The sequence below is a fragment of the Shewanella gelidii genome (assembly GCF_014647855.1).
In the GTDB taxonomy this organism is placed as follows: domain Bacteria; phylum Pseudomonadota; class Gammaproteobacteria; order Enterobacterales; family Shewanellaceae; genus Shewanella; species Shewanella gelidii.
In genome coordinates this window covers 52,328-76,059 of sequence record NZ_BMPZ01000006.1, presented here as the reverse complement: position 1 = coordinate 76,059, position 23,732 = coordinate 52,328, and the positions used below count along the sequence as shown (strand labels likewise).

19 protein-coding genes and 5 tRNA genes are annotated in these 23,732 nt (G+C 43.7%); 17 read left to right on the top strand and 7 right to left on the bottom strand.

Translation table 11 applies throughout. The features are described 5' to 3' along the window. Positions 1 to 254: 254 nt before the first annotated feature. Positions 255 to 2,285 carry an excinuclease ABC subunit UvrB gene (gene uvrB / locus IEY18_RS11790; protein ID WP_188921066.1) on the bottom strand — a complete coding sequence of 677 codons (2,031 nt, stop codon included), beginning with the start codon at positions 2,283 to 2,285 and terminating at the stop codon, positions 255 to 257. An 899-nt stretch (positions 2,286 to 3,184) separates the two neighbouring features. On the opposite strand from uvrB, the gene IEY18_RS11785 reads away from it, so the two are divergent. The 14 genes from IEY18_RS11785 to gloA all read left to right on the top strand — a co-directional run bounded on the left by IEY18_RS11785 (position 3,185) and on the right by gloA (position 13,211). Next, positions 3,185 to 3,260, top strand: a tRNA-Asn gene (locus tag IEY18_RS11785). A 56-nt stretch (positions 3,261 to 3,316) separates the two neighbouring features. After that, positions 3,317 to 3,392: transfer RNA gene (locus IEY18_RS11780), tRNA-Asn, on the top strand. A gap of 33 nt (positions 3,393 to 3,425) precedes the next feature. Further along, positions 3,426 to 3,501: transfer RNA gene (locus tag IEY18_RS11775), tRNA-Asn, on the top strand. Between the two features lie 30 nt (positions 3,502 to 3,531). Further along, positions 3,532 to 3,607, top strand: a tRNA-Asn gene (locus IEY18_RS11770). Positions 3,608 to 3,632: 25 nt separating this feature from the next. Next, positions 3,633 to 3,708, top strand: a tRNA-Asn gene (locus IEY18_RS11765). A 324-nt stretch (positions 3,709 to 4,032) separates the two neighbouring features. Continuing rightward, on the top strand, positions 4,033 to 5,952 hold the full coding sequence (locus IEY18_RS11760) for an EAL domain-containing protein (protein WP_188921063.1): 1,920 nt from the start codon (positions 4,033 to 4,035) through the stop codon (positions 5,950 to 5,952). A 106-nt stretch (positions 5,953 to 6,058) separates the two neighbouring features. Continuing rightward, positions 6,059 to 6,637: an electron transport complex subunit RsxA gene (gene rsxA / locus IEY18_RS11755; protein WP_188921061.1), complete on the top strand. Its 579-nt coding sequence runs from the start codon at positions 6,059 to 6,061 to the stop codon at positions 6,635 to 6,637. A gap of 1 nt (position 6,638) precedes the next feature. Then, complete coding sequence (gene rsxB, locus IEY18_RS11750; protein WP_188921059.1) at positions 6,639 to 7,208, top strand: electron transport complex subunit RsxB; 570 nt, start codon at positions 6,639 to 6,641, stop codon at positions 7,206 to 7,208. After that, positions 7,202 to 9,664 carry an electron transport complex subunit RsxC gene (rsxC, locus tag IEY18_RS11745; RefSeq protein WP_188921057.1) on the top strand — a complete coding sequence of 821 codons (2,463 nt, stop codon included), beginning with the start codon at positions 7,202 to 7,204 and terminating at the stop codon, positions 9,662 to 9,664. The genes rsxB and rsxC overlap by 7 nt, the downstream gene beginning before the upstream one ends. After that, positions 9,661 to 10,710 (top strand): electron transport complex subunit RsxD, encoded by a 1,050-nt coding sequence (gene rsxD, locus IEY18_RS11740; RefSeq protein WP_188921055.1) that lies wholly within the window; start codon positions 9,661 to 9,663, stop codon positions 10,708 to 10,710. Before rsxC ends, rsxD begins: the two co-directional genes overlap by 4 nt. 15 nt (positions 10,711 to 10,725) lie before the next feature. Beyond that, positions 10,726 to 11,358 carry an electron transport complex subunit RsxG gene (gene rsxG, locus IEY18_RS11735; RefSeq protein WP_188921053.1) on the top strand — a complete coding sequence of 211 codons (633 nt, stop codon included), beginning with the start codon at positions 10,726 to 10,728 and terminating at the stop codon, positions 11,356 to 11,358. Continuing rightward, on the top strand, positions 11,351 to 12,052 hold the full coding sequence (locus tag IEY18_RS11730) for an electron transport complex subunit E (protein ID WP_188921051.1): 702 nt from the start codon (positions 11,351 to 11,353) through the stop codon (positions 12,050 to 12,052). Before rsxG ends, IEY18_RS11730 begins: the two co-directional genes overlap by 8 nt. Position 12,053: 1 nt before the next feature. Then, positions 12,054 to 12,695, top strand: a complete 642-nt coding sequence (nth, locus tag IEY18_RS11725) for an endonuclease III (protein ID WP_188921049.1) — start codon at positions 12,054 to 12,056, stop codon at positions 12,693 to 12,695. 105 nt (positions 12,696 to 12,800) lie between these two features. Further along, on the top strand, positions 12,801 to 13,211 hold the full coding sequence (gloA, locus tag IEY18_RS11720; RefSeq protein ID WP_188921046.1) for a lactoylglutathione lyase: 411 nt from the start codon (positions 12,801 to 12,803) through the stop codon (positions 13,209 to 13,211). Positions 13,212 to 13,289: 78 nt separating this feature from the next. Here gloA and ruvB read toward each other — a convergent pair whose 3' ends face one another. The 6 genes from ruvB to IEY18_RS11690 all read right to left on the bottom strand — a co-directional run bounded on the left by ruvB (position 13,290) and on the right by IEY18_RS11690 (position 21,044). Then, positions 13,290 to 14,300, bottom strand: coding sequence for a Holliday junction branch migration DNA helicase RuvB (gene ruvB / locus IEY18_RS11715; RefSeq protein ID WP_188921044.1), 1,011 nt, complete (start codon positions 14,298 to 14,300; stop codon positions 13,290 to 13,292). 19 nt (positions 14,301 to 14,319) lie between these two features. Continuing rightward, positions 14,320 to 14,937 carry a Holliday junction branch migration protein RuvA gene (ruvA, locus tag IEY18_RS11710; protein WP_188921042.1) on the bottom strand — a complete coding sequence of 206 codons (618 nt, stop codon included), beginning with the start codon at positions 14,935 to 14,937 and terminating at the stop codon, positions 14,320 to 14,322. Continuing rightward, positions 14,934 to 15,455: a crossover junction endodeoxyribonuclease RuvC gene (gene ruvC, locus IEY18_RS11705; RefSeq protein ID WP_188921040.1), complete on the bottom strand. Its 522-nt coding sequence runs from the start codon at positions 15,453 to 15,455 to the stop codon at positions 14,934 to 14,936. Before ruvC ends, ruvA begins: the two co-directional genes overlap by 4 nt. A gap of 2 nt (positions 15,456 to 15,457) precedes the next feature. After that, on the bottom strand, positions 15,458 to 16,204 hold the full coding sequence (locus IEY18_RS11700) for a YebC/PmpR family DNA-binding transcriptional regulator (protein WP_188921038.1): 747 nt from the start codon (positions 16,202 to 16,204) through the stop codon (positions 15,458 to 15,460). Between the two features lie 73 nt (positions 16,205 to 16,277). Beyond that, positions 16,278 to 18,065 carry an aspartate--tRNA ligase gene (gene aspS / locus IEY18_RS11695; protein WP_188921036.1) on the bottom strand — a complete coding sequence of 596 codons (1,788 nt, stop codon included), beginning with the start codon at positions 18,063 to 18,065 and terminating at the stop codon, positions 16,278 to 16,280. A gap of 177 nt (positions 18,066 to 18,242) precedes the next feature. Continuing rightward, complete coding sequence (locus IEY18_RS11690) at positions 18,243 to 21,044, bottom strand: transporter substrate-binding domain-containing protein (protein WP_188921034.1); 2,802 nt, start codon at positions 21,042 to 21,044, stop codon at positions 18,243 to 18,245. 134 nt (positions 21,045 to 21,178) lie between these two features. On the opposite strand from IEY18_RS11690, the gene cmoA reads away from it, so the two are divergent. From cmoA to IEY18_RS11675, 3 genes are all read left to right on the top strand, one after another. After that, a complete protein-coding gene (gene cmoA, locus IEY18_RS11685; RefSeq protein ID WP_188921257.1) occupies positions 21,179 to 21,910 on the top strand; it encodes a carboxy-S-adenosyl-L-methionine synthase CmoA in 732 nt (243 codons plus the stop codon). Further along, positions 21,907 to 22,899: a tRNA 5-methoxyuridine(34)/uridine 5-oxyacetic acid(34) synthase CmoB gene (cmoB, locus tag IEY18_RS11680; RefSeq protein WP_188921032.1), complete on the top strand. Its 993-nt coding sequence runs from the start codon at positions 21,907 to 21,909 to the stop codon at positions 22,897 to 22,899. The genes cmoA and cmoB overlap by 4 nt, the downstream gene beginning before the upstream one ends. A gap of 74 nt (positions 22,900 to 22,973) precedes the next feature. Then, complete coding sequence (locus IEY18_RS11675; RefSeq protein WP_188921030.1) at positions 22,974 to 23,726, top strand: ATP-dependent zinc protease family protein; 753 nt, start codon at positions 22,974 to 22,976, stop codon at positions 23,724 to 23,726. The last annotated feature ends 6 nt before the right edge of the window (positions 23,727 to 23,732 follow it).

The following is a 23,732-nucleotide window of genomic DNA, read 5'->3' as shown; positions in this document are numbered from 1 at the left end:
AAACGATAACGAAGTGAATAATGAAAGGCACGCTTCTGGGTTTCAAAATCGAAACACTCATTTGTTCAGGGACTGCTACGAATTAAAACACGCATAAAAAACCTGCAAAAAGGGAGACGCCTAGTCTCCCTGTTTTTCTTTCTTCAACTTGTAGCGGCACTATATCCATTTTTACAATTGATACATGCTTCGTGTTAGCCGTCCAATGATAAGCCGAATACATCTTCCAGCTTGCACAGACAGGAGTAAATGGCTTACGAATCTATAGTGATGAGCTTTTGTCGTAATTGATGCACTTGATCCCGCACTGCTGCTGCTTCTTCAAACTCTAGATTTTTCGCATGTTCATGCATTTGCTTTTCTAATTGATCAATCAAATGACTTAAGTCTGAAAGATTTGTTGGTTCATAGCTCGACTGCTTCTCTGCGACTTTAAGCTGCTGCCCTTGACGTGAATATTGATTGCGCCCCTGATTGCTGTCGCCAACATCCATAACATCTGTTATCGATTTGCTAACACCCTTTGGCGTAATTTTATTGTCTAGATTGTATTGGTGCTGTTTCGCCCGACGACGTTCTGTTTCTCCAATAGCCTTTGCCATAGATTTGGTTACGCGATCGGCGTACAGAATGACTTTTCCATTAATATTACGCGCTGCACGGCCAATCGTTTGAATGAGCGAGCGTTCCGAACGCAGGAATCCCTCTTTATCCGCATCAAAAATACATACCAGTGAGACTTCTGGCATGTCGAGCCCTTCCCTTAATAGGTTAATGCCGACAAGGACATCAAATAGCCCCATCCGCAAATCACGAATAATCTCGACACGTTCAACCGTATCGACGCCAGAGTGCAAGTACCTCACTTTGACACCATGCTCATCCAAATATTCAGTTAAGTCTTCAGACATCCGCTTGGTTAACGTCGTCACCAGAACTCTTTCATTGACAGCGACCCGTTTTCGAATTTCCGACAATAGGTCATCAACTTGGATACCAACAGGCCTCACTTCAATTTCAGGGTCTAACAATCCAGTCGGACGCACGACCTGCTCCGCAACTTCGTGACCACTTTTTTCGATTTCATAATCATTTGGAGTTGCCGATACATACACAGTTTGCGGCATTAGGGCCTCAAACTCTTCAAACTTTAGTGGTCTGTTATCTAAAGCCGAAGGTAATCTAAACCCATATTCAACTAAAGTCGTCTTACGGCTACGGTCACCTTTGTACATCGCACCGATTTGCGGCACAGTGACATGAGACTCATCTATGATGAGAAGGCCGTCTGCAGGTAAATAATCGAGCAAGGTTGGTGGCCCTTCACCGGGTCGACGCCCAGATAAGTAGCGCGAGTAGTTTTCAATCCCTGAGCAATAACCAAGTTCCGTCATCATTTCAAGATCGTACTGGACTCGCTCCGTAATTCGCTGCTCTTCTATCAGCTTGTTATTCTCTAGCAGTTGCTTTTTTCGTTCGCGTAACTCTTCTTTAATATATTCTGTAGCTTCCAGAATCTTTTCACGAGGCGTGACATAGTGAGATTTTGGATAAATAGTTGTCCTCGCTAACCGACGAGTGACTTGTCCGGTCAAGGGGTCAAACTCACTGACCTGTTCAATTTCATCATCGAACAACTCGACTCGAATGCCATCTCGCTCAGAGTCTGCAGGAAAAATATCGATAACCTCTCCGCGAACGCGATATGTCCCGCGCTGAAGATCCATGTCATTACGAGTATATTGCAACTCACTTAGCCGTTTTAGGATATCCCGCTGCCCCATCATATCGCCCTGCCGAAGGTGTAGCAGCATTTTCATATAAGAGTCTGGATCACCTAATCCATAGATGGCAGATACAGAGGCAATAAGGATAACATCTGGGCGTTCAAGCAAAGCTTTCGTCGCAGATAAACGCATCTGCTCGATATGCGCATTAACAGACGCATCTTTTTCAATAAAGGTATTCGAAGCAGGCACGTATGCTTCAGGTTGGTAGTAGTCATAATAAGAAACAAAATACTCAACGGCATTCTGAGGAAAGAACTCTTTCATCTCACCATAGAGTTGCGCAGCAAGCGTTTTGTTCGGTGCCATAATGATGGTGGGACGCGCAAGCTTCTGAATCACGTTAGCAATCGTAAACGTTTTCCCTGATCCAGTTACCCCGAGCAGCGTTTGGCATGCTAAGCCTGACTCGATACCATCGACCAATTGATCAATCGCCGCTGGTTGATCGCCCGCGGGTTTAAAATTTGAGTTCAGTTTAAATTCAGAATTATTCACAAAAAGCCCTTTTAAAATCTCGCTAACGCATTGTAATCAAGTCATCGAGTAAGCTCCACTTAAACACACTTTATAGAAACATTTTCTAAATTATGGAGATATCAATAAGTAAAACTGAAAATGACAAACATCGAGCCCACCATGAAATTTTTAGCGTTTTAAACACTAGTCTATTCTTTCTTCCCATGAATAATGCACAGACAAAAAATGACCAAAGATTACAATTTATCGCCAATCATAAACAATCACAGCACACAATCATGGCAAGAGCTATCTACTTGATTTTTAGAGATATACTATTTTTCGAATTTTAAAGCCCCATCTTCCTAGAAAGCCCGTGAATGCTGTATTTCGAGTCTATCTAAATAGACAACTCACAAGGTTATCCACAGAAATAGTGGATAAGTGCTGCAAATACCCGTCTTACGGGTACTCGACGATAGTCAAGCACTAAAAACGGTAATTTGTGAATTTGGTAATTGAATTACATTAAGAACAATCCATACTTTTTCACGCCAAACTGTGCATCCCTTTACTGCCGTCGTTTCCATAACTAAACCCGACAAAAATCACTGTGGATATCTCAAGTTTTAATATTAAGCGTTGTGTTTTTACCATTTTGCTGTCAGGAAGGTGAATCTCCGTTCTCATACTAACCCACCAAACAAAAGAGCATCGAGTCAAACAAGCGTCAACATATTAGAAACCATCAAAAAAACGCCATAATCTTTTGTAACCCCTAGGTATAAACGACTGGATATGATGGTTTTGCCATCACGATGACCATTAGATGAGCAATCAACGACAGTTTTACACTTTTTTTTGTAACTCGAGTTGACTCATTTGTGTTACCGATTTACTATGCGCTCCGTTCTCATCGAGACGTAATTAAGAGTTATTCCCCTGTAGTTCAGTTGGTAGAACGGCGGACTGTTAATCCGTATGTCACTGGTTCGAGTCCAGTCTGGGGAGCCAACCTTAATTAAATATCGTGATAACAGTTACTTAGTAAATAGTAAACGTATAACGATTCCCCTGTAGTTCAGTTGGTAGAACGGCGGACTGTTAATCCGTATGTCACTGGTTCGAGTCCAGTCTGGGGAGCCAATACGTTAGCTTGATAGTAAGTTTAAAATTTATTCCCCTGTAGTTCAGTTGGTAGAACGGCGGACTGTTAATCCGTATGTCACTGGTTCGAGTCCAGTCTGGGGAGCCAAATTTTGTTATCATGTAGTTTTAGAGCACTTCCCCTGTAGTTCAGTTGGTAGAACGGCGGACTGTTAATCCGTATGTCACTGGTTCGAGTCCAGTCTGGGGAGCCACTCTAGAACAATTATCTTATGCGATTCCCCTGTAGTTCAGTTGGTAGAACGGCGGACTGTTAATCCGTATGTCACTGGTTCGAGTCCAGTCTGGGGAGCCAATTCAAGCATTCTTTATTGACCTACCGCACACTTCCACAACTTCAAGTTAATCTCAAAGATTGATTTATAAGCTTTTTCCTTGGCATTTATCCCTAACACGTTAAACTAAAGTACGGCGTTCTAGATCAAAATCTTAAATCATTTTGAGAAGCCGATAATATCGCAAGATCATCAACGATTGTTCGAGTTGCACTTGCATCTTGTGCTAAGCTAAAAAAGTTAAAATAATTGAATTAGTTATCTCGGTAGAAGTTATATTCTATTGTGCAACGTTTTAATGTTGTTTGATGGCTGACTTAAATGCTAGTCAGAATGGAATCGATATGGGCATCTCAAGATCTTACCAAATATTTTTGTTTGTACTTTTTTTCGGTCTTGCCGCCGGAGCCTACCTATTTAAACGCGATGAAATTACCCAGAATGCTCATGCTGATTTAGCTCGCTATAAAACGACAATCAACGAATATAAAAGTTGGGCAGATCACGGTTCCCCACTCTATGACAAACTCACAGATGAGTTTTCTTTTCAGTTTTTTCAATATATACACGTTGAAGACGGCACACTTAATTTCACTCACGGTGCTTTAATCAATAGTGAACCCAGCTTATTTTCAAAGTTGTTCCCACTGACGCTATCGAACAGTGTTGAGCTCGAAAATGCACGTTTACAAGTTAAATTAGATTGTGAAATATATGGCAAGAATGCGATCGAAGATCTTGCAATACAAATTGGCGTTATCGGCGTTATTTACTTATTTTTAGCCATCGTGTTTGGTGTGCTGTCTTTAAAACATAGAAAAGCAATTCGATATGCAGCCGACTATATTCATTCAATCCCTGAATTCTCATTTCAAGCAATTCAAGCGTCTAAACTCAACGGCGAGCTTAGACCAGTCACGACAGCATTAACCGAATGCCGCACCCAACTCAAAGCTAAACTTGACGAAATCACCCATGAAAACGAAAAACTCACGCGAGTTGTATTCCAAGATCCAGTTACCGGCTTTGGGACTCGTGTACGTTTTACCGAAAAATTAGAGAGCATTTCAAATATTGATAAAGAAGCTATCGGTGTAATGGCGACAATTAAGGCAACTGAGTTAAACCAAATCAACCAACTGTATGGTAGGAACTCAGGAGATGACTATTTAGTTAAAGTAGTGAGCTGTATTCGTAAAGCCTTAGAACACTTTCCTGACTCCGATTGTTACCGTGTCTCAAGTTCAGATTTTGTTATTTTTATTCATGGTCTTGCCTTGAAAGAAGCAACACGCTTCCTAGATCAATTGAAGGTATTATTTGACGAATACCAGGGACAAATAAAATCGGACTCTATTGCCTATACAGGGCTGGTTCCGTTTAAAAGTGGCGATGATCCTGTTCATATTCTTAGCCTGGCGGAAACAGCGATTGGTATCGCACAAACATTAGGTCCTAATAGCTTCCACGTATTAGAAAAACTAAATGGCGATAATTTATTTGGAGATGATGGCTGGAGAATTGCTATTGAGGATATAATTAAACGCCAAGCGATCAAATTCTATCATCAACCGATTCAGCCATGTCAAAGCGAAGTTAAGTTATACAACGAGTTACTCTCAAGGTTCTATAACAGTGAAGGGAAATTCCTTCCGACCGCAACTGTGATCGCAATGGCAGAGCGCCATGGCGCGATAACTGAAATAGATAAAATTGTCATTTTAAATACCATCAGGATGTTACATGAATCGCCCCATTTAACTGGCGTATTCGGTGTTAATATCAGTACCGTTTCTGCACATCAAGAGGCCTTTGTCGCTTGGCTAACGGACATTCTTACCAAACAACAAGCCATCGCATCGAGAATTGTATTCGAAGTGAATGAAGCCGGCATGCAAGGCAATATCATTGGCAGTTACAATTTCGTCAGAGCGGTTCATAGAGCAGGATCTCGGGTGAGTGTCGAACGCTTCGGAATGGGTTTTGCCTCATTTAAATTCTTTAGAGAAGTTCGACCAGATTACATCAAACTGGACGGTAGCTATTCTGAATCGATCGATCAAGATACCAACAACAAATTCTTTGTCCGCATGATTGTTGATATTGCGCGAAGGCTTAATATTCAGGTCATCGCAACCAGCGTTGAAAGACAAGAAGAAAAGCTAGTCCTTGAAAAATTATTGGTTGATGGACTTCAGGGTTACTACGTTGCACAGCCCCAAGCAATCGTTCCGATAAGCAAGAAAGCTGAAAAGCAATCATAGTTCGTATTATATTTAGCCAATTATGGTTAACCCTGCATTCTATATGTTGTTTATGGACTTGGAAAAGCCGATAATAGCCTGCAGAATCAATTGACCAAGATCTGAGATGAGTGAATATCTCCTTTTATTGATCAGCACTGTGCTGGTCAATAATTTTGTATTAGTAAAATTCCTCGGTTTGTGCCCATTTATGGGTGTTTCCAGTAAACTTGAATCCGCAATCGGTATGTCTATGGCGACAACCTTTGTGCTGACGCTTGCCTCAGTTTTAAGTTACCTCATCAATCAGTATCTACTCATCCCTTTTGAGTTAAGCTATTTACGAACAATGAGCTTCATCTTAGTCATCGCCGTGGTAGTTCAATTCACAGAACTACTGGTACAAAAGACAAGTGCATCTTTGCATAGGGCGCTTGGGATATACCTCCCCCTCATAACAACCAATTGTGCCGTTTTAGGTGTCGCACTTCTAAACGTCAATGAGAAGCACAATTTCATTGAGTCAGCCATCTACGGATTCGGCGCCGCTGTTGGGTTCTCTCTGGTTCTAATCCTTTTTTCAGCTATGCGAGAAAGGCTTGCTGCAGCTGATGTCCCTCTGCCTTTTCGGGGAGGAGCTATTGCTATGATTACCGCAGGATTAATGTCACTGGCCTTTATGGGCTTCACGGGGCTAGTTAAATAACATGAGCGCGATTTTTACTGCCATTATCATTTTAGGCATCTTAGCTACAATTTTTGGCTTAGTTTTAGGCTTTGCCGCGCAAAAATTTAAAGTTGAAGGTAACCCGATTGTCGACCAGTTAGAGGCTGTTTTACCGCAAACACAATGCGGGCAGTGCGGCTACCCAGGGTGTCGACCATATGCTGAAGCCATTGCCAATGGCGAGCATATCAATAAGTGTCCGCCTGGTGGTACTGCCACGATGGAAAAGCTCGCGGAGTTAATGGGAGTCGATCCCGAACCTTTAGATGCTTCTGAAGAAATGCTGACAAAGAAAGTGGCGTACATTCGAGAAGATGAATGTATCGGCTGCACTAAGTGTATTCAAGCATGTCCTGTTGATGCCATTGTCGGCTCTGGGAAATTAATGCACACGGTGATAACGGCAGACTGTACAGGTTGTGATTTATGTGTCGAACCTTGTCCTGTTGACTGTATTGATATGATCCCGGTAAAAACCACTATCAACAATTGGGATTGGCAACTCAATCAAATTCCGGTGAAAGTCGTTCTTGAGGAAAAAACGTGTTAACGCTACTTGAACAGATAGATAAAGGTAACCTTTGGCGTTCTCCAGGTGGCATCCATCCTCCCGAAACGAAGGCCCTCACCAGTCAGAGTGAAATCCAAACGCTGCCATTAGCAAAAGAATATTGGGTGCCTGTGCCAGGGTTACAAGATACTTGCACCCTTAAGTTTAATATTGGTGACCGGGTATTGAAAGGTGAGCAACTAACCGCTGGGATCAACCCGCAATATCTACCGGTGCACGCGCCCTGCTCTGGCACCATCACTGCTGTAAAAGAAATACGAGCAAATCACCCATCGGGCCTTCCTGTCATTAGTTGCATTATTGAAAGTGATGACACGCAACAACAAACGAACTTTGAACCGATCGATTTAGATGCTGCAGACACAGATACAATCCTAGATAGGATTCGACTTAGTGGCGTTGCCGGTTTAGGTGGCGCAGCATTTCCGACTCATATCAAATTAAACCCGAGTAGCGACATTGAATTGGTTATCATCAACGGCGTTGAGTGTGAGCCTTATATCACCGCAGATGATCGTTTAATGCAAGAACATGCTAACGAAATTCAAAGTGGTATTGAAATTATCCACCGTTTACTGCAACCCAAACGGATTATTATCGCTATCGAAGATAATAAACCGAACGCGATTCAAGCGATGCAGCGTGCGGTACAACAAAGCCAATTACCGAAAAAAGCAGTGCGTGTTACCAGCATTCCCACAAAATACCCTTCAGGTGGTGAAAAACAACTCATTCAAATCATTACAGGCCAAGAAGTACCTTCAGGCGCGATACCAGCACAACTTGGTATCGTAATGCAAAATGTGGGGACTGCATTTGCCATTCACCAAGCAGTGAATGTTGGCAAACCTCTGATTGAAAGAGTTGTCACTGTCACCGGCAATGGCGTTAAAGCCCCTGGAAACTACTGGGTTCCCGTCGGTACACCACTCCCCCATCTTATTGAGCATTGCGGCATAATTGAGCAAGGCCAGCAATTGCACAAAGTAATTGCTGGAGGACCAATGATGGGACACATGCTACCAGGCATAGATGTTCCGGTCGTAAAAGGAAGTAATTGCTTTTTAGTCCCCGGGCCAGATGAGATTGCAACGGAAAGTAGTGAACAAGCATGTATTCGTTGTGGTGAGTGTGCGCAAGTATGCCCAGCACGCCTTTTACCTCAACAGCTTTTTTGGCACTCCAAAGCTAAAGAATACGATAAAGCCAGCTCTTACAATTTAAGAGACTGTATAGAATGCGGCAGCTGTAGCTATGTGTGCCCAAGTGACATCCCACTTGTGGAATATTACCGAAAGGCCAAAGCTGCAATAAAACTTCAAACCGAAGAAAAAGCGGCTGCAGAACAAGCCAAAATACATTTCGAGGCCAGACTCAAACGGCTTGAAGCTGAGAAACAAGAACGAGAAGCAAAAGCGAAAAAGGCAGCAGAAAAACGTCAAGCTTCAATGTCCGGCAATGACAAGGACAAAGTCGCAGAAGCAATGGCACGAATAAAGAACAAACAAGCGAAGCTAAAGCCTGTAGATTCGGAGCCCAAAACTGATAAAAAGCAAAACGTGGCAGCCGCAATTGCACGGGCTAAGGCCAAGAAAGCAAAACAAGCAGAGCATCGGCCACACAAAGGCCTAGAAACAGCTTCACAGCCAACAGAAACCAAATCGTCAGAAGAAAGTAATATAGATATTCAGCTGAATGGCAGCAACGATAAGAAAGCAAAGGTAGCAGCGGCTATCGCTCGGGCTAAAGCCAAAAAAGCGCAAAGCAGCGGAGGGATACAAACCTCCCAAAATAATTCTATAACAAACACGCCAGCGGCTTTTGGGGAAGCGAACACTGATGAGGCGAGCTCTAAACAAGCCAAAATTGCAGCTGCGGTTGCGCGAGCAAAAGCGAAGAAAGCCAAAAATTCCGCCAAAACGGTCCCGGATGCTGAAACAACACACACAGGGTCTTCAGCGCTCGCAGAGCCAGTCGTAACGTCTAACGCCAGCGATAAAAGTACTGACTTTGAAGAAAAAGAACACAAAAAAGCTCGAATTGCCGCTGCCGTAGCGCGAGCAAAAGCGAAAAAGACCGCTGCAGATACAGCTCAGCCCAAAAAACAAATCAGCCAAGTTGATGTGGAACCAGAGGGCGATGAAATTGAAAGTGATGCTCAGACAGAGCTGCCACATTTGGATTCAGAGTCAAAGCAAACCAATAATATCGATAAACAAGCACGAGTTGCAGCCGCAGTAGCTAAAGCGAAAGCGAAGAAACAGCAAAACCAATTAGACGAGCATCCCCATCATGGAACTACAACTGTCGAGACGGAAGACGCGGCAAAACAAAGTGCTGAACAACGTAAGAAAGCCCGTATCGCTGCTGCTGTTGCAAAAGCCAAAGCAAAAAAGGTTTCAAGCCAAATCGACAATGGAGACGCCGAGTCATGACATTTAAAATTAAGTCATCTCCGCACATTTCAGTACAGCTGCAAACCGGCACGGTCATGCAACGCGTGATCTTGTGTGCGCTTCCCGGATTGTTGGCTCAAATTGTATGCTTTGGCTGGGGCAACCTCATTCAAGTGATACTCGCTATTTCACTTGCTGTCGGCTTCGAAGCTTGTATCCTCAAACTGCGTAATCGTCCAATATTGATAAGCCTGAAAGATTACAGCGCCATCGTCACCGGTTTATTACTTGGCCTTGCTTTACCTCCTCTTGCACCGTGGTGGTTAATGGCCATTGGTATCGCATTTGCCATTGTTATCGTAAAACACCTTTATGGCGGGCTTGGCCACAACTTGTTTAATCCTGCAATGGCGGCTTATGTTCTTTTATTAGTGTCGTTTCCAGTACAAATGACCAGCTGGGTCGCACCCTCCAACATTGCCCTCGCCTCCCCAAGCTTGATGGAAACGTTACAAGTTATATTTGAGCTCAAAGCGCTGGTTGTCGCGCAATTTAGTCAAGGGATAGATGGTGTAACCATGGCAACACCATTAGATACTTTTAAAACCGATCTCACGATGGGGCTAACAAGTACAGAAATCCTTGCTAAACCACTCTTTATGAATGGTGTCAGCCAAGGTTGGTTTTATGTCAATCTAGCCTACTTAGCTGGTGGCATCATGATGATAAAATTAAAAGTGATCCGCTGGCAGATCAGCACCGCAGGAATCGGTTCGCTTGCAATTTGTTCAACCCTTGGTTTCATGTTCGGTCCTGATACCCATCCAAGTCCATTGATCCACTTGTTTTCTGGTGCAACTATGATTGCCGCTTTTTTTATCGCAACGGATCCAGTTACAGCCGCGACGAGCAACAAAGGACGGCTTATTTTTGGGGCAATTATTGGAATACTGGTGTATGTCATTCGCACCTTTGGTGGCTACCCAGATGCATTCGCTTTCGCAGTTTTACTCGCAAACCTATGTGCGCCTTTCATTGACCATTATGTCCGTCCGAAGACATACGGCCATAGAATTAATTATTAAGTAACGGAGAAGCAATTGAATCAATCCATGCTTAAAAATGGTTTTTTACTAGGGATTTTTGCGTTGATATGCACTGCGCTAGTCGCCATTGTTTTTGAATCAACAAAAGACCAAATCAAACTACAAGAGAGGCAACAACTGATCTCAACCCTCTCTCAATTAATACCTAGTGAGAGTTTTGATAATGAGCCTTTCAAAGCCTGCATCCGTTTTAATGTTGAACCTAGTGAACAACAACCATTGTCAGCATATATAGCTACTCATCAATCCCAGGCCACAGCTATCGCAATGGAAGCCATCGCACCTGACGGCTATAACGGCAAAATCAAATTAATTATTGGCATCACAGCTCAAGGTGAAATTCTTGGTGTTCGTACGCTATCACATCAAGAAACCCCAGGCCTCGGTGACAAAATTGACCTTAGAAAATCGTCTTGGGTTAATCATTTTATTGGACGCTCACTAGCCAACACATCAGAAGAACAGTGGCAGGTTAAAAAAGACGGTGGCGACTTTGATCAGTTTACCGGTGCCACCATTACACCGCGCGCATATGTTGGAGCAATTTACCGAACCCTAAATTACTTTGACACCAATAAGAATCTATTATTTGCACAAACGCCAAACTGCGAGGCAAATTATGAGTGAGTTTAAAGAAATTGCATGGCAAGGCCTTTGGAAGAATAACCCAGGCTTAGTCCAGTTATTAGGTCTATGCCCACTCCTTGCTGTAACTGCAACTGTGACTAATGCGCTTGGTCTTGGGCTGGCAACTTTGCTGGTTCTAGTTGGCTCAAATATTTCGGTCTCTTTAATACGAAACTATGTTCCAAAAGAAATTCGCATTCCGGTATTTGTGATGATCATCGCAGCACTTGTAACAGCGGTACAGCTACTTATCAACGCCTATGCCTATGGCCTTTACTTGTCTTTAGGTATCTTTTTACCATTAATCGTTACCAACTGCGTCATCATTGGACGCGCTGAAGCTTTTGCATCCCGCAATACTGTAGCGAAGTCGGCTTATGATGGATTAATGATGAGCATTGGTTTTACCCTTGTATTGCTTGCCCTTGGCGCTGTTCGAGAAATATTAGGACAAGGCACTCTCTTTGATGGAGCCGATCTTCTTCTAGGGCCTTGGGCTGCTGGCTTGACAATTCAGGTATGGCAAGTCGATACGCCATTCCTAATTGCCATGCTCCCCCCAGGTGCGTTTTTTGCCATGGGCTTTTTAATCGCAGTTAAAAACATCATCGATCAACGACTTGAAAAGCGTCGTAAAAACAAAGATGAAACAGCACCTGTTATTACCCGAGCTCGGATCACCAAGGTAAGCTAACATGAATGCTCAAAAACGATTAGAAATACTCACAAGATTTAGAAATAACAATCCAAAACCGGAGACTGAGCTTAATTTCTCAAGTCCATTTGAATTGTTAGTTGCTGTAACGCTTTCCGCACAAGCCACAGATGTGAGTGTCAACAAGGCGACAGATAAACTATTTCCTGTTGCAAATACAGCTCAGGCAATTTTTGACTTAGGTGTCGATGGCCTAAAGGAATATATTAAAACCATTGGTCTGTATAACAATAAAGCAATAAACGTCGTCAAAGCCTGTGAAATTTTGCTCAAAGAACATCAAGGGCAAGTCCCCGAAAACCGAGAAGCTTTAGAAGCACTGCCGGGCGTTGGACGAAAAACAGCAAACGTTGTACTGAACACCGCGTTTGGCTGGCCAACAATTGCTGTCGACACGCATATCGACCGCGTTTCAAACCGCACTAAATTTGCCATGGGTAAGAACGTGGTAGAAGTCGAACAAAAACTACTTAAGGTTGTTCCTAAAGAGTTCAAAGTTGATGTTCACCACTGGCTCATTCTTCATGGACGTTATACCTGCATCGCGCGTAAACCTCGATGTGGCAGTTGTATTATCGAAGATTTATGTGAATACAAAGATAAAGTTTATCCAGACGAATAGTTAATTATTACGGAAAACTACAACAACTCATCTTGTGCAATGGATTGATTTTGTTAAATTAACCCATATAACAACGATAGTTTCTAATAAAATTAAGGAACCCAAATGGCTCAGTTACTTCACACTATGATTCGAGTTGGAAATTTGGAACGAAGCATCGAATTCTATACGAAAGTGCTTGGCATGAAGCTTTTGCGAAAATCGGAAAACCCAGAATACCGCTATACACTCGCGTTTGTCGGCTTTGCTGAAGAATCAAGCGGGCAAGCCGTGGTTGAATTAACCTATAACTGGGATACAACCGAATATGATCTAGGGACAGGCTTTGGTCATCTTGCTATTGGCGAAGAAGATATCTATCAAAGATGTGCCACAATTGAAGCTGCTGGTGGGATCATCACAAGAGCCCCCGGTCCCGTTGCTGGCGGTCGCACTGAAATAGCGTTTGTTGAAGATCCCGATGGCTATAAAATTGAATTTATTCAAATGAAATCAGCCGAACAAGGTCTCGGATGAGCGACAGCTCCATTTAAATCAATAAGACTCAAATAAAAAAGAAGCCTTCACGGCTTCTTTTTTTCATCGCTATTCGTACTACTCAGGTTTAATCAAACCAAAGTGCTGATAGGAACGTGGCGTAGCGATACGTCCCCTTGGTGTTCTTTGTACAAACCCTTGTTGGATCAAAAACGGTTCAAGCACATCTTCTATGGTTTCTCGCTCTTCACCAATCGCCGCAGCTAAATTGTCCAGCCCAACTGGCCCACCCATAAACTTATCAATAATTGCTAACAGCAGTTTTCTGTCCATGTAGTCGAAACCTTCTGCATCGACATCCAGTACATCTAATGCCTGCTCAGCAATCGTTTGAGTCACATTGCCATCGTGTTTAACTTCAGCAAAGTCTCTTACTCGACGCAATAAACGGTTCGCTATACGCGGTGTGCCTCGAGAACGTCTGGCTATCTCAACGGCTCCTGCTTCATCGATGTCTAGCTCCATCACTTTAGCTGAGCGCGCCACAATCGTACTCAGATCTTTGACGTTATAGAACTCTAAGCGAAGGGGAATACCAAATCGAGCACGGAGCGGCGAAGTCAAAGCACCCGCTCTTGTCGTTGCACCAACCAAAGTAAACGGCGGTAAGTCCAGCTTAATAGACCGGGCTGCTGGTCCCTCACCTATCATTATGTCCAGCTGATAATCTTCCATCGCTGGATACAATATCTCTTCGACCACGGGGCTTAATCGATGGATTTCATCAATAAACAAAACGTCATGGGGCTCTAAATTAGTGAGTAGCGCGGCGAGATCCCCTGCTTTTTCAAGCACAGGCCCAGACGTTGACTTTATATTTACGCCCATTTCATTCGCAACGATCATCGCCAGGGTTGTTTTACCAAGACCTGGGGGGCCATAGATCAGCATATGATCTAGCGCTTCACCGCGCTTTTTGGCGGCTTCGATAAATATTTTAAGCTGACTACGCGTATCATCTTGGCCCGTGTATTCGTCAAGCAATTTGGGGCGCATAGCGCGGTCAACGGCTTCATCTTGACCACCACTTTGTACCTGTGGCTGGATCAGCCTGTCGGCCTCAATCATGACATTTCCTTTTTGCGCTTTATAACATCGACTTTAAAGCCGCTTTAATCAGTGATTCAGAGTCAATCCCATCCTCAAATGCGGCTGACACAGCTTTGCTCGCTTGCGCGGGTTTGTATCCTAGCGTTAATAACGCACTAATAGCATCTTCTTCTGCGGTATTCGCAACCGGCGCAGGTTTATATTCTGTTTGGAGCACGAACTCACGCTCTGATCCTTGAGAAGCTTCCATTAAACTCTTTAACTTATCGCGCATTTCGACCAACAAGCGCTCAGCGGTCTTTTTACCCACGCCTGGCAACTTAACCAATGTCGCAATATCATCTCGCTCAACACAAGTGACAAACTCTGCTGCGGTCATCCCCGAAAGAATGGTTAAAGCAAGTTTCGGTCCGACTCCATTTGTTTTAATCAATAACCGAAAAAGTGCCCGCTCTTGCTTAGTAATAAACCCATAGAGCAACTGTGCATCTTCACGGACAACAAAGTGTGTATACACGATAGTTTCTTGATGAAGCTCGGGTAACTCATAAAAACTTGTGAGCGGCATTTGCACTTCATAACCTAAACCATTGACCTCTATCAATATTTCAGGCGCTTGTTTTTCTAACAGTGTGCCTCTTAGCCTTCCAATCATTTATATCTTCCATAGGTTCTGGCACTGGCTCGGCCGCCAAGTGACACTAGACTTTGACAGGTATGATAATGACATACTGCAACTCCTAACGCATCAGCAGCATCCGCTTGCGGCGCTGCAGGGAGTGCAAGAATTTGTTGAATCATGTGCTGGACTTGTGCTTTTTGAGCGCGCCCCGTGCCCACTACTGCACTTTTAATTTGCGTCGCACTATATTCCGCTACAGGTAAATCTGCGTGGGTCGCAGCAACTATCGCCGCACCTCGCGCTTGACCTAGCTTTAGTGCAGAGTCGGGGTTTTTCGCCATAAAAACGCGCTCAATTGCAAATTCAGTGGGTTGATATTGCCGAATAATTTCGCTTAACCCATCAAAGATCTGTTTCAGACGAATCGAAAAATCTTCAGACGAGGTGCGAATACAACCGCTACCCAAATAAATTTGCTGCCGGCCTTGGCACTGAATAACCCCATAGCCAGTTATTCGAGACCCTGGATCAACCCCGAGAATAATCGCCATGGTTATTCTAAGTTTTCCATGATGTCATCAGAAATTTCAGCATTATGATAGACCTCTTGCACATCGTCATGATCTTCAAGATTATCAATTAGTCGTAAAAACTTAGGCGCTGTTGCGGCATCAAGCTCAGCTTTTGTAGACGGCACCATCGTCACTTCTGCATTGACTGCGTTAAGCGCTGCTGCATCAAGGGCATCTTTAACTGCACCAAAATCTTCTGGGGTTGTATAAACATCGACAGAAGCGTCTTCATTAGTCACCACATCTTCAGCGCCTGACTCCAATGCGACATCCATCACGGCATCTTCATCCGTCCCTTCCGCAAAAGAAATCACGCCGCGCTTTTCAAACAAATAAGCAACCGAGCCGTCAGTCCCTAAATTACCGCCTGATTTACTAAACGCATTGCGGACGCCTGACACTGTGCGGTTACGGTTATCTGTCATGGTTTCAACCATCACAGCTGTTCCGCCAGGACCATAGCCTTCATACATGATTGTTTCTAGAACTTGTCCATCGAGTTCACCGGCGCCGCGCTTGATCGCTCTTTCCACAGTATCGCGGGTCATATTATTAGAAAGCGACTTATCAATGGCTGCGCGAAGGCGTGGATTAGAATCAGGATCTGAGCCCCCTTCACGCGCTGCGACAGTTAATTCACGGATAAACTTGGTAAATAGCTTGCCGCGCTTAGAGTCTTGTGCGGCTTTACGGTGCCGGATATTGGCCCATTTACTATGACCTGCCATAACTACTCCCTCTGAATAGAGTTCCCCAAAAAACTAAGCCGAGACATTGCTCGGCTTATTCACTCGATTTAATTTAAGTTGTCGGTTCGTCTTTCGCTTTTTCTTTTTCGATAACGGCAACACCGAGCTCAGCAAGCTGAACTGGGTTAGCATATCCGGGCGCATTCGTTAATGGACATGCCGCAGTGGTGGTTTTTGGAAATGCCATTACGTCTCGAATTGACTGTGTACCCGTCATCAACATGACGAGTCGGTCTAAACCAAAAGCAAGACCTGCGTGTGGTGGCGTTCCATAACGAAGTGCTTCCAGTAGGAATCCAAACTTCTCTTGCGCTTCTTCGTCACTAATCCCCAGCACTCTAAATGCTGCTGATTGCATTTCTTGATTGTGAATACGAACAGAACCGCCACCTAACTCACAACCATTCAGTACCATATCGTAAGCATCTGATAGCGCTTCTGTTGGATTTGCTTCTAATTCTTCAGCTGTAACACCCGTAGGGGCGGTAAATGGATGATGAACGGCATGGTAGCCACCATCAATCTTTTCAAACATTGGGAAGTCGACAACCCAAAGCGGACGCCACTCATCACTGACCAAGTTGAAATCTTCACCTAACTTCAGGCGGAGTGCTCCCATCGCTTCCGCGACAACATTTGCTTTGTCAGCACCGAAGAGAATGATATCGCCACTTTGCGCGCCAGTACGCTGAAGCAAGTCACTGACGACTTGCTCATTCAGGAATTTCAGAACTGGCGACTGGACACCTTCCATACCCGCATCAAGGTCATTGACCTTCATCCAAGCTAAGCCTTTCGCACCATATATACCAACGTACTTAGTACATTCGTCTATTTGCTTGCGTGATAAGCTAGCACCACCAGGGACACGGATGACCGCAACACGCCCGTCAGGATCAGTCGCAGGGCCTTGGAACACCTTAAAATCAACGTCTTTCAGTAGGTCTGCTACGTCAACCAGCTCCAGCGGATTACGCAGATCAGGCTTATCAGAACCAAAACGACGCATCGCTTCTTCATAAGTCATACGTGGGAATTCACCCAAATCGACACTGAGTAATTCTTTAAATAGCGATTGCACCATTTCCTCTGTTTTCGCCATCACTTGGTCAGAGGTCATGAAAGATGTCTCAATATCAATCTGAGTAAACTCAGGTTGGCGATCGGCACGTAAATCTTCATCTCGGAAGCACTTCACGATTTGGTAATAGCGATCAAAACCCGACATCATCAGCAATTGCTTAAACAACTGAGGAGACTGTGGCAACGCAAAAAATTGACCTTTATAAGTACGGCTCGGTACTAAATAGTCGCGCGCTCCCTCTGGTGTTGCTTTGGTCAAAATTGGCGTTTCGATATCTAAAAAGCCATTGCCATCCAGAAAACGACGAACAGCACTGGTAATCTTTGAGCGAAACACGAGTCGTTCAGCCATTTCGGGACGACGCAAATCAAGGTAGCGATATTTAAGGCGCTGCTCTTCACTGTTATTTTGATGATTATCCATGCTTAATGGTAAAGGCGCGGCTGTGTTGATAATCGTCAGATCTTTGCCGAGGATTTCAATTTCGCCAGTTTTCATATCTTTGTTGATTTGACTGTCAGGGCGTGCGCGAACAAGACCTTTAACCTGTACGCAGAATTCGCCACGAAGCGTACTAGCAAGCTCAAATACATCATTCAAATCTGGATCGTAAACCACTTGGATTAAGCCTTCACGATCTCGAAGATCTAAAAAAATAACCCCGCCTAAATCACGACTACGGTTGACCCATCCAACAAGGGTTACTTCTTCTCCAACGTGAGACTTGTTCACGTCTCCACAATAATGACTACGCATTTAAACTCTTTCCTTTAATCCGGATTCCGGCAAAATTGGCAATGTGACACTTTTTTGTAAGCGGCATTATAGAGAATTAAGCGCAATTACCAAAGTACTTCACCATTAGTCGGTGAAGTATCGTGCAATTATTTCGCTTTAAGGTGGTTTCAATGCCCCAGAGATACAATATTTTTACTATTGGCTGACTTGGTAACCCATTCCTGCTTCGCTTTTAACCTGCTGGCTAAGCGATTTAGCACATTCAAGTAACTCGTTAGGGTTATCCGTATCGCTCGGGAACACAGCGATTCCAATACACGGCCGGATCACTAGCGGACGATTTGCAATATTTAGTGGGACAGAAATGAGCTTCACTAGATTTTCAGCGACTTGATTGGCAGCATCTTTATGATGCATATTGTTGAGAATAATCACGAACTCTGTACTTGAATATCTCGCTAAGGTATCTGACTTGCGAATAGATTGCTGCATAATCGTCGTAAGTTCTTGAATCACTTTGGGTGCAAACTTCGCTTTTGAATTCGCCTTCATTGAACTCAAATTATCGAGTTCTACAAACATCACTGCAAATTGCGTTTGCGATCGTTGTGCGATTAATGCGGACTGCTGGATGCGGTCATCCAGAAGCACCTTGTTGGCTTGATGACTAATATCCATCGACTCTGCATGAGCTAAAGAGCTCGAGAGAGGCAAAAAGCTAACACCAACACCCCGCTTAAAAAACAAAGCGAAACTTAAACCCAAAATCAAAATCGAAACTATGAACAACAATAGCATTCCATACTGCCCTTGTTGGTTCTTTAGGAGTTGGACATCGAGCCATTTTGCCGTGATTTGCTGCTTCTGTGTTTTACTTATGTGGATTAACGCCAAATTGATTAATGGCAATAAACCTTGGTGTTTTAGGCTCGTGACAAAGTGGCTTTTACGGCTAGAAAAATCAGTCAAAATAGAGATACCAAGCTGCTCATAGTGCCTCACTGCAAACGCTTGTTGGAGTGACATCATATTGCCAATAAAAAAGTCTGCATGCCCCCGGTTGATGGCATCCAAACCTGCTGCAGAATGAGGGACCAAAACAATTTTCAATCCTGGTGCATAGGCCATCAACCCCGATAGCACTTGACTACCTTCAACAACCGCTAGTTTTTTATCGAGAAGTTGTTCAAGTGAATAAACCGATAAATGCTCGCGTTTGGAAGCAACCGCCCAAGGCGAAGCCCAATAGGGCTCACTAAATTTCACATGGCTTTCAAGGAATGGCACTTTATTTAGCCCCGACGCAAGGTCAATATCACCTTTACGAAGCGCTTCTACGAGCTGATTCCATTGTAAAAATGGTTTCGATTCAATGCGAATCCCTAATTCTTTTTCGATTAAGGCCACTAGATCAGCGTTAATTCCCGCAAATTGATTTTTAGAGTCGGTAAATTCCATTGGTGATGAATTTGCAAGGTAGCCTAGCTTTAACGTTTTCACTTCACTGAGTAGCTGTTTTTGGTGCTGACTAAGGATGAGCTGCTGTTCTTCATTGGTGAAATTGTGGTCATTAATATTGAGCATCCATTTTTGCTCAATTTTTGCTAGCTCTGGATAGGTAATTAAATTAAAACCAGAGCGAATTCGATTAACTAAACCAAGCTCAACATTGCGTGTTAATGCATAAATTTCTGTTGGAAACTCTAAAGAGTCAAACTGGAAAAAATCTCCCCATGCTTGATGCTCAAGTAAATAGCTTTGTGTCCATGCTCCCGCCGCCACAAAAGCTGCTATATCGCCATTTTTAGCGCCTCGCGTCATTGCTTCCATGCTGTCATAAAAGCGAATTTGAGATTTTGGCAACGCTTTCTTTAGCTTGGTAATGTAGGGCGATGTTGGAAAAACACCGATACGCTTGCCTTCCAAATCATCAAGCGAACTCATCTGTTGGCCATAAGTAAATAAACGACTTCGAATGGTATATATATGCCAAGCACGCACCAGACCCGACTTTAATTGCTCACTTTCTGGGTAACCAATATGCACATCGGCAAAGCCTGTTTTCACGTTCTGTAACGAGCCATCCATGCTGCCGGGAATAAAACTGATACTAATCCCCGTCTTTTCTGACCAAAGCTTCCAAAAATCAACGAACAAACCGTGGGGCACACCATCTCTCCCCATATCAATATAAGGTTCGACGCCTAATTGCATGGAAATCGAAATTCCTGCATTCTCTGACTTGTAACCGAGCCAACGTCGCTCAACATGCTCAACAAAGTCCTCGCCAATTTCGGCAAAGCCTTTATTGACGAGGGCTAGTGTCTCTTTATCGCCCTTGCGTACCGCGGGATAGAATAAAGTTCGAGTGATCTGGATTCGATTCGTCGCTGGGAACAGCTTCGAAAGCATTTTTTGGCGCTCTTGACTGCGAATGTATCCTTCCATCCCAGCAAATATTTTGATTTCATCTCGAACAATTGCATCAAACAATGCTTCCCGTGTTTCATAGTATTTAAATGAAAGTTTTGGCTCTTCTTTAATTAAAATCGCTTCATGAGAAGAACCACTGACGACGCCGATATGATATGGAACAAGCTCATGAACACTGGTCTTCTTCCCCAATTCATGGTGTAAATACAGATGAGTGTTTACTTCAGAAATCGACTCTGCAAACTCAAAGTGTTTTAACCTTGGTTTGGTTTTAGCCATTCCCATATGAATTTGTGCGCGCCCCTCTTGGAGCTGCACCAAAGAGTCCCGCCAATGACGTGCAACAAAAACAACGGGTTTATGAACCTGTCGAGACCACTCTCGCCAAAGGTCAACCATCAAACCAGCGGGTTCACCGTGTTCATTTAAATACTGAAAGGGGTAACTATCTTCACCAAGTACAATGATGATCGGTTCAGGAGCAGCATGGACTTGGACAAGGCTTGTCGTCGCCCACAGACAAAAGCCAATCAGAATACCAACTAACCCGTTTGTTACTTTCAATGGTGATCCCTAAAAAATTGCACATTTATATAAAAGTTAAAGGCTTTATTTGCTTTAAAACCCTTGTCTAAGCTTGCCGTTGTGACTTGTGAACCGTTAAAATGGCTGATTACGTTTTTAATTATTACCCGCAGATGAATCCATCACAAGACACAATATACGCACAAGCGAGCGAACATATCCAAGACTTTAAATTTGACGCGCAAGTAGCTGGCGTTTTTAACGATATGATCCGACGCTCGGTACCTGGGTACGCCCAAATTATCAACACTTTAGGTGATATTGCAAAGCAATATGTGCAACCGCATACCCAAGTTTATGACTTAGGTTGTTCTTTAGGCGCTGCAACACTGAGCATCAGACGACAAATTGATGATCGCCAATGCCAAATTGTCGCTGTGGATAATAGCCAGTCAATGATTGAACGGTGCCAGCAAAACATTGATGCTTATGTGAGCGAAACCCAAGTTAATCTCGTCTGTGCAGATATTCGAGATATTGAAATCAACAATGCATCCATGGTGGTTTTGAATTTCACGCTACAATTTTTATCACCACAAGATCGTGAACAGTTGATGGCAAAAATATATCGCGGACTCAATCCCGGTGGTATTCTAGTTCTCTCAGAAAAACTACGCTTTGAAGATGAACCCATTCAAGATCTATTGGATGGCCTACATCTCAACTTCAAGCGTGCAAACGGCTACAGTGAATTAGAAATTAGCCAAAAACGTTCGGCACTTGAAAATGTGATGAAGCCGGACACATACCCGACTCATGAACAAAGATTAAAAGCGCAAGGATTTCGCCATGTAAGTCTTTGGTTCCAGTGTTTTAATTTTGCATCAATGGTGGCAATCAAGTGATTAGCTTTAGCTCCTTCTATAAACAAATCGCAGACTCTCAACTTCAGCATTGGTTAGAGACATTGCCTTCTATACTTGGTCAATGGCAACGCGAGCACAAACACGGCAACTTGCCGAAGTGGGAAAAGGTTCTCAATAAGCTTAACTACCCTGAGCCCGATCGACTCGAATTAAAAAACAGCGTGACAATTGGTAGTGGTGAGCAACTTACCTCAGGACAAACGGAAAAACTTGAAAACCTATTGCAGCTGTTTCACCCATGGCGTAAAGGCCCGTATCATGTCCATGGCATTCATATTGATACAGAGTGGCGCTCTGACTGGAAATGGGAGCGAGTAAAAGATCATATCTCACCGTTAAAGAATAGAACCGTTCTTGATGTTGGATGTGGCAGTGGATATCACATGTGGCGCATGCTGGGCGAAGATGCTCGCCATGTGGTCGGAATTGATCCTTCTCCGTTGTTTCTGTGCCAATTTGAAGCCATTAAACGAATTGCTGGGCAAAACCAACCCATTCACATGTTGCCTTTAGGCATTCAAGAACTCCCACCACTTGATGCTTTCGACACGGTCTTTTCAATGGGTGTACTTTATCATCGCCGCTCCCCCATCGATCATTTGTTACAACTTCGCGATCAATTGCGAACAGGTGGTGAACTGGTTTTAGAAACTTTGATCGTAGATGGTGACGAAAACACTGTACTCATGCCAAAAGATAGATACGGCAAGATGAATAATGTATGGTTTCTTCCTTCTGTAGACGCATTGAAACTATGGCTAGAAAAATGTGATTTCATTGATGTGCGTTGTGTAGATGTCGACGTAACCTCTTTAGCTGAGCAGCGTTCAACCAGTTGGATGCGCAACGAATCTCTCGTCGAGTATCTTGACCCTAATGATGTCAGCTTAACCGTAGAGGGTTACCCCGCCCCGAAAAGAGCGACATTTATCGCCACCAAGAATGAGCCTAACTTGGACTTAAAATAGTCTGCGAATCTGGCAATCCGACTGTGGACTATAGGATTGCCAGACTTAAAAAGAGAAATTGACAAGGAAGCATTATGTTACGCAAAGTTTTTATCCTCGCAACGGTTTCAACGCTAGTCATTGGATGTGCGACGAATACGGTAAAAACACCTCCCATTATTCCTGTTGATGCGTCCACGCTCAATCATGAGCTCTCGCAACAAGAGAGCAGACTAATCGATATGATTGAAAAGGTCAGTGTCGAACAGCAATCTGAAATCATCGATTTAACCCACGCGATTACGTCACTCAAATCATCCGTCGAACACTGCAAGCCTAATCCACAAACCCCAAGTGTAGCCGTTATTGAAGACTGTGATGCCAACTCTATCATTGGCGAAAAATATGTCCTAGGTGAAGTAGAACACGTCTTTATAGATGAACTCAAAGCCAGTTTTGATACCCGAATTGATACGGGCGCAGAATCATCATCGTTAGATGCGCGCAACATTATTCTATTTGAACGAGATGGCGATGACTGGGTACGATTTGATGTCTTTACCCTTGGCGAAAGCGGGCCAGCACAAACATTTGAATCCAAAGTCGAACGATTTGTACGGATTAAACAAGATGCCCAAAACAAGAGTGATCGCCGCCCTGTAATTCATGCGCACCTTAGAATTGGTCAATATGCCGCAGAAACAGACCTCAACCTAAGTAACCGTAGTCACCTAGAGTACCCGTTACTTCTAGGACGAAAATTCATGAAAGATATCGCCGTCGTAGACGTTAGCCAGAAGTTTATTCATGGCTCTTCATCTACTGCCCGTTTTAAACTGACTCAATAGGAGTCG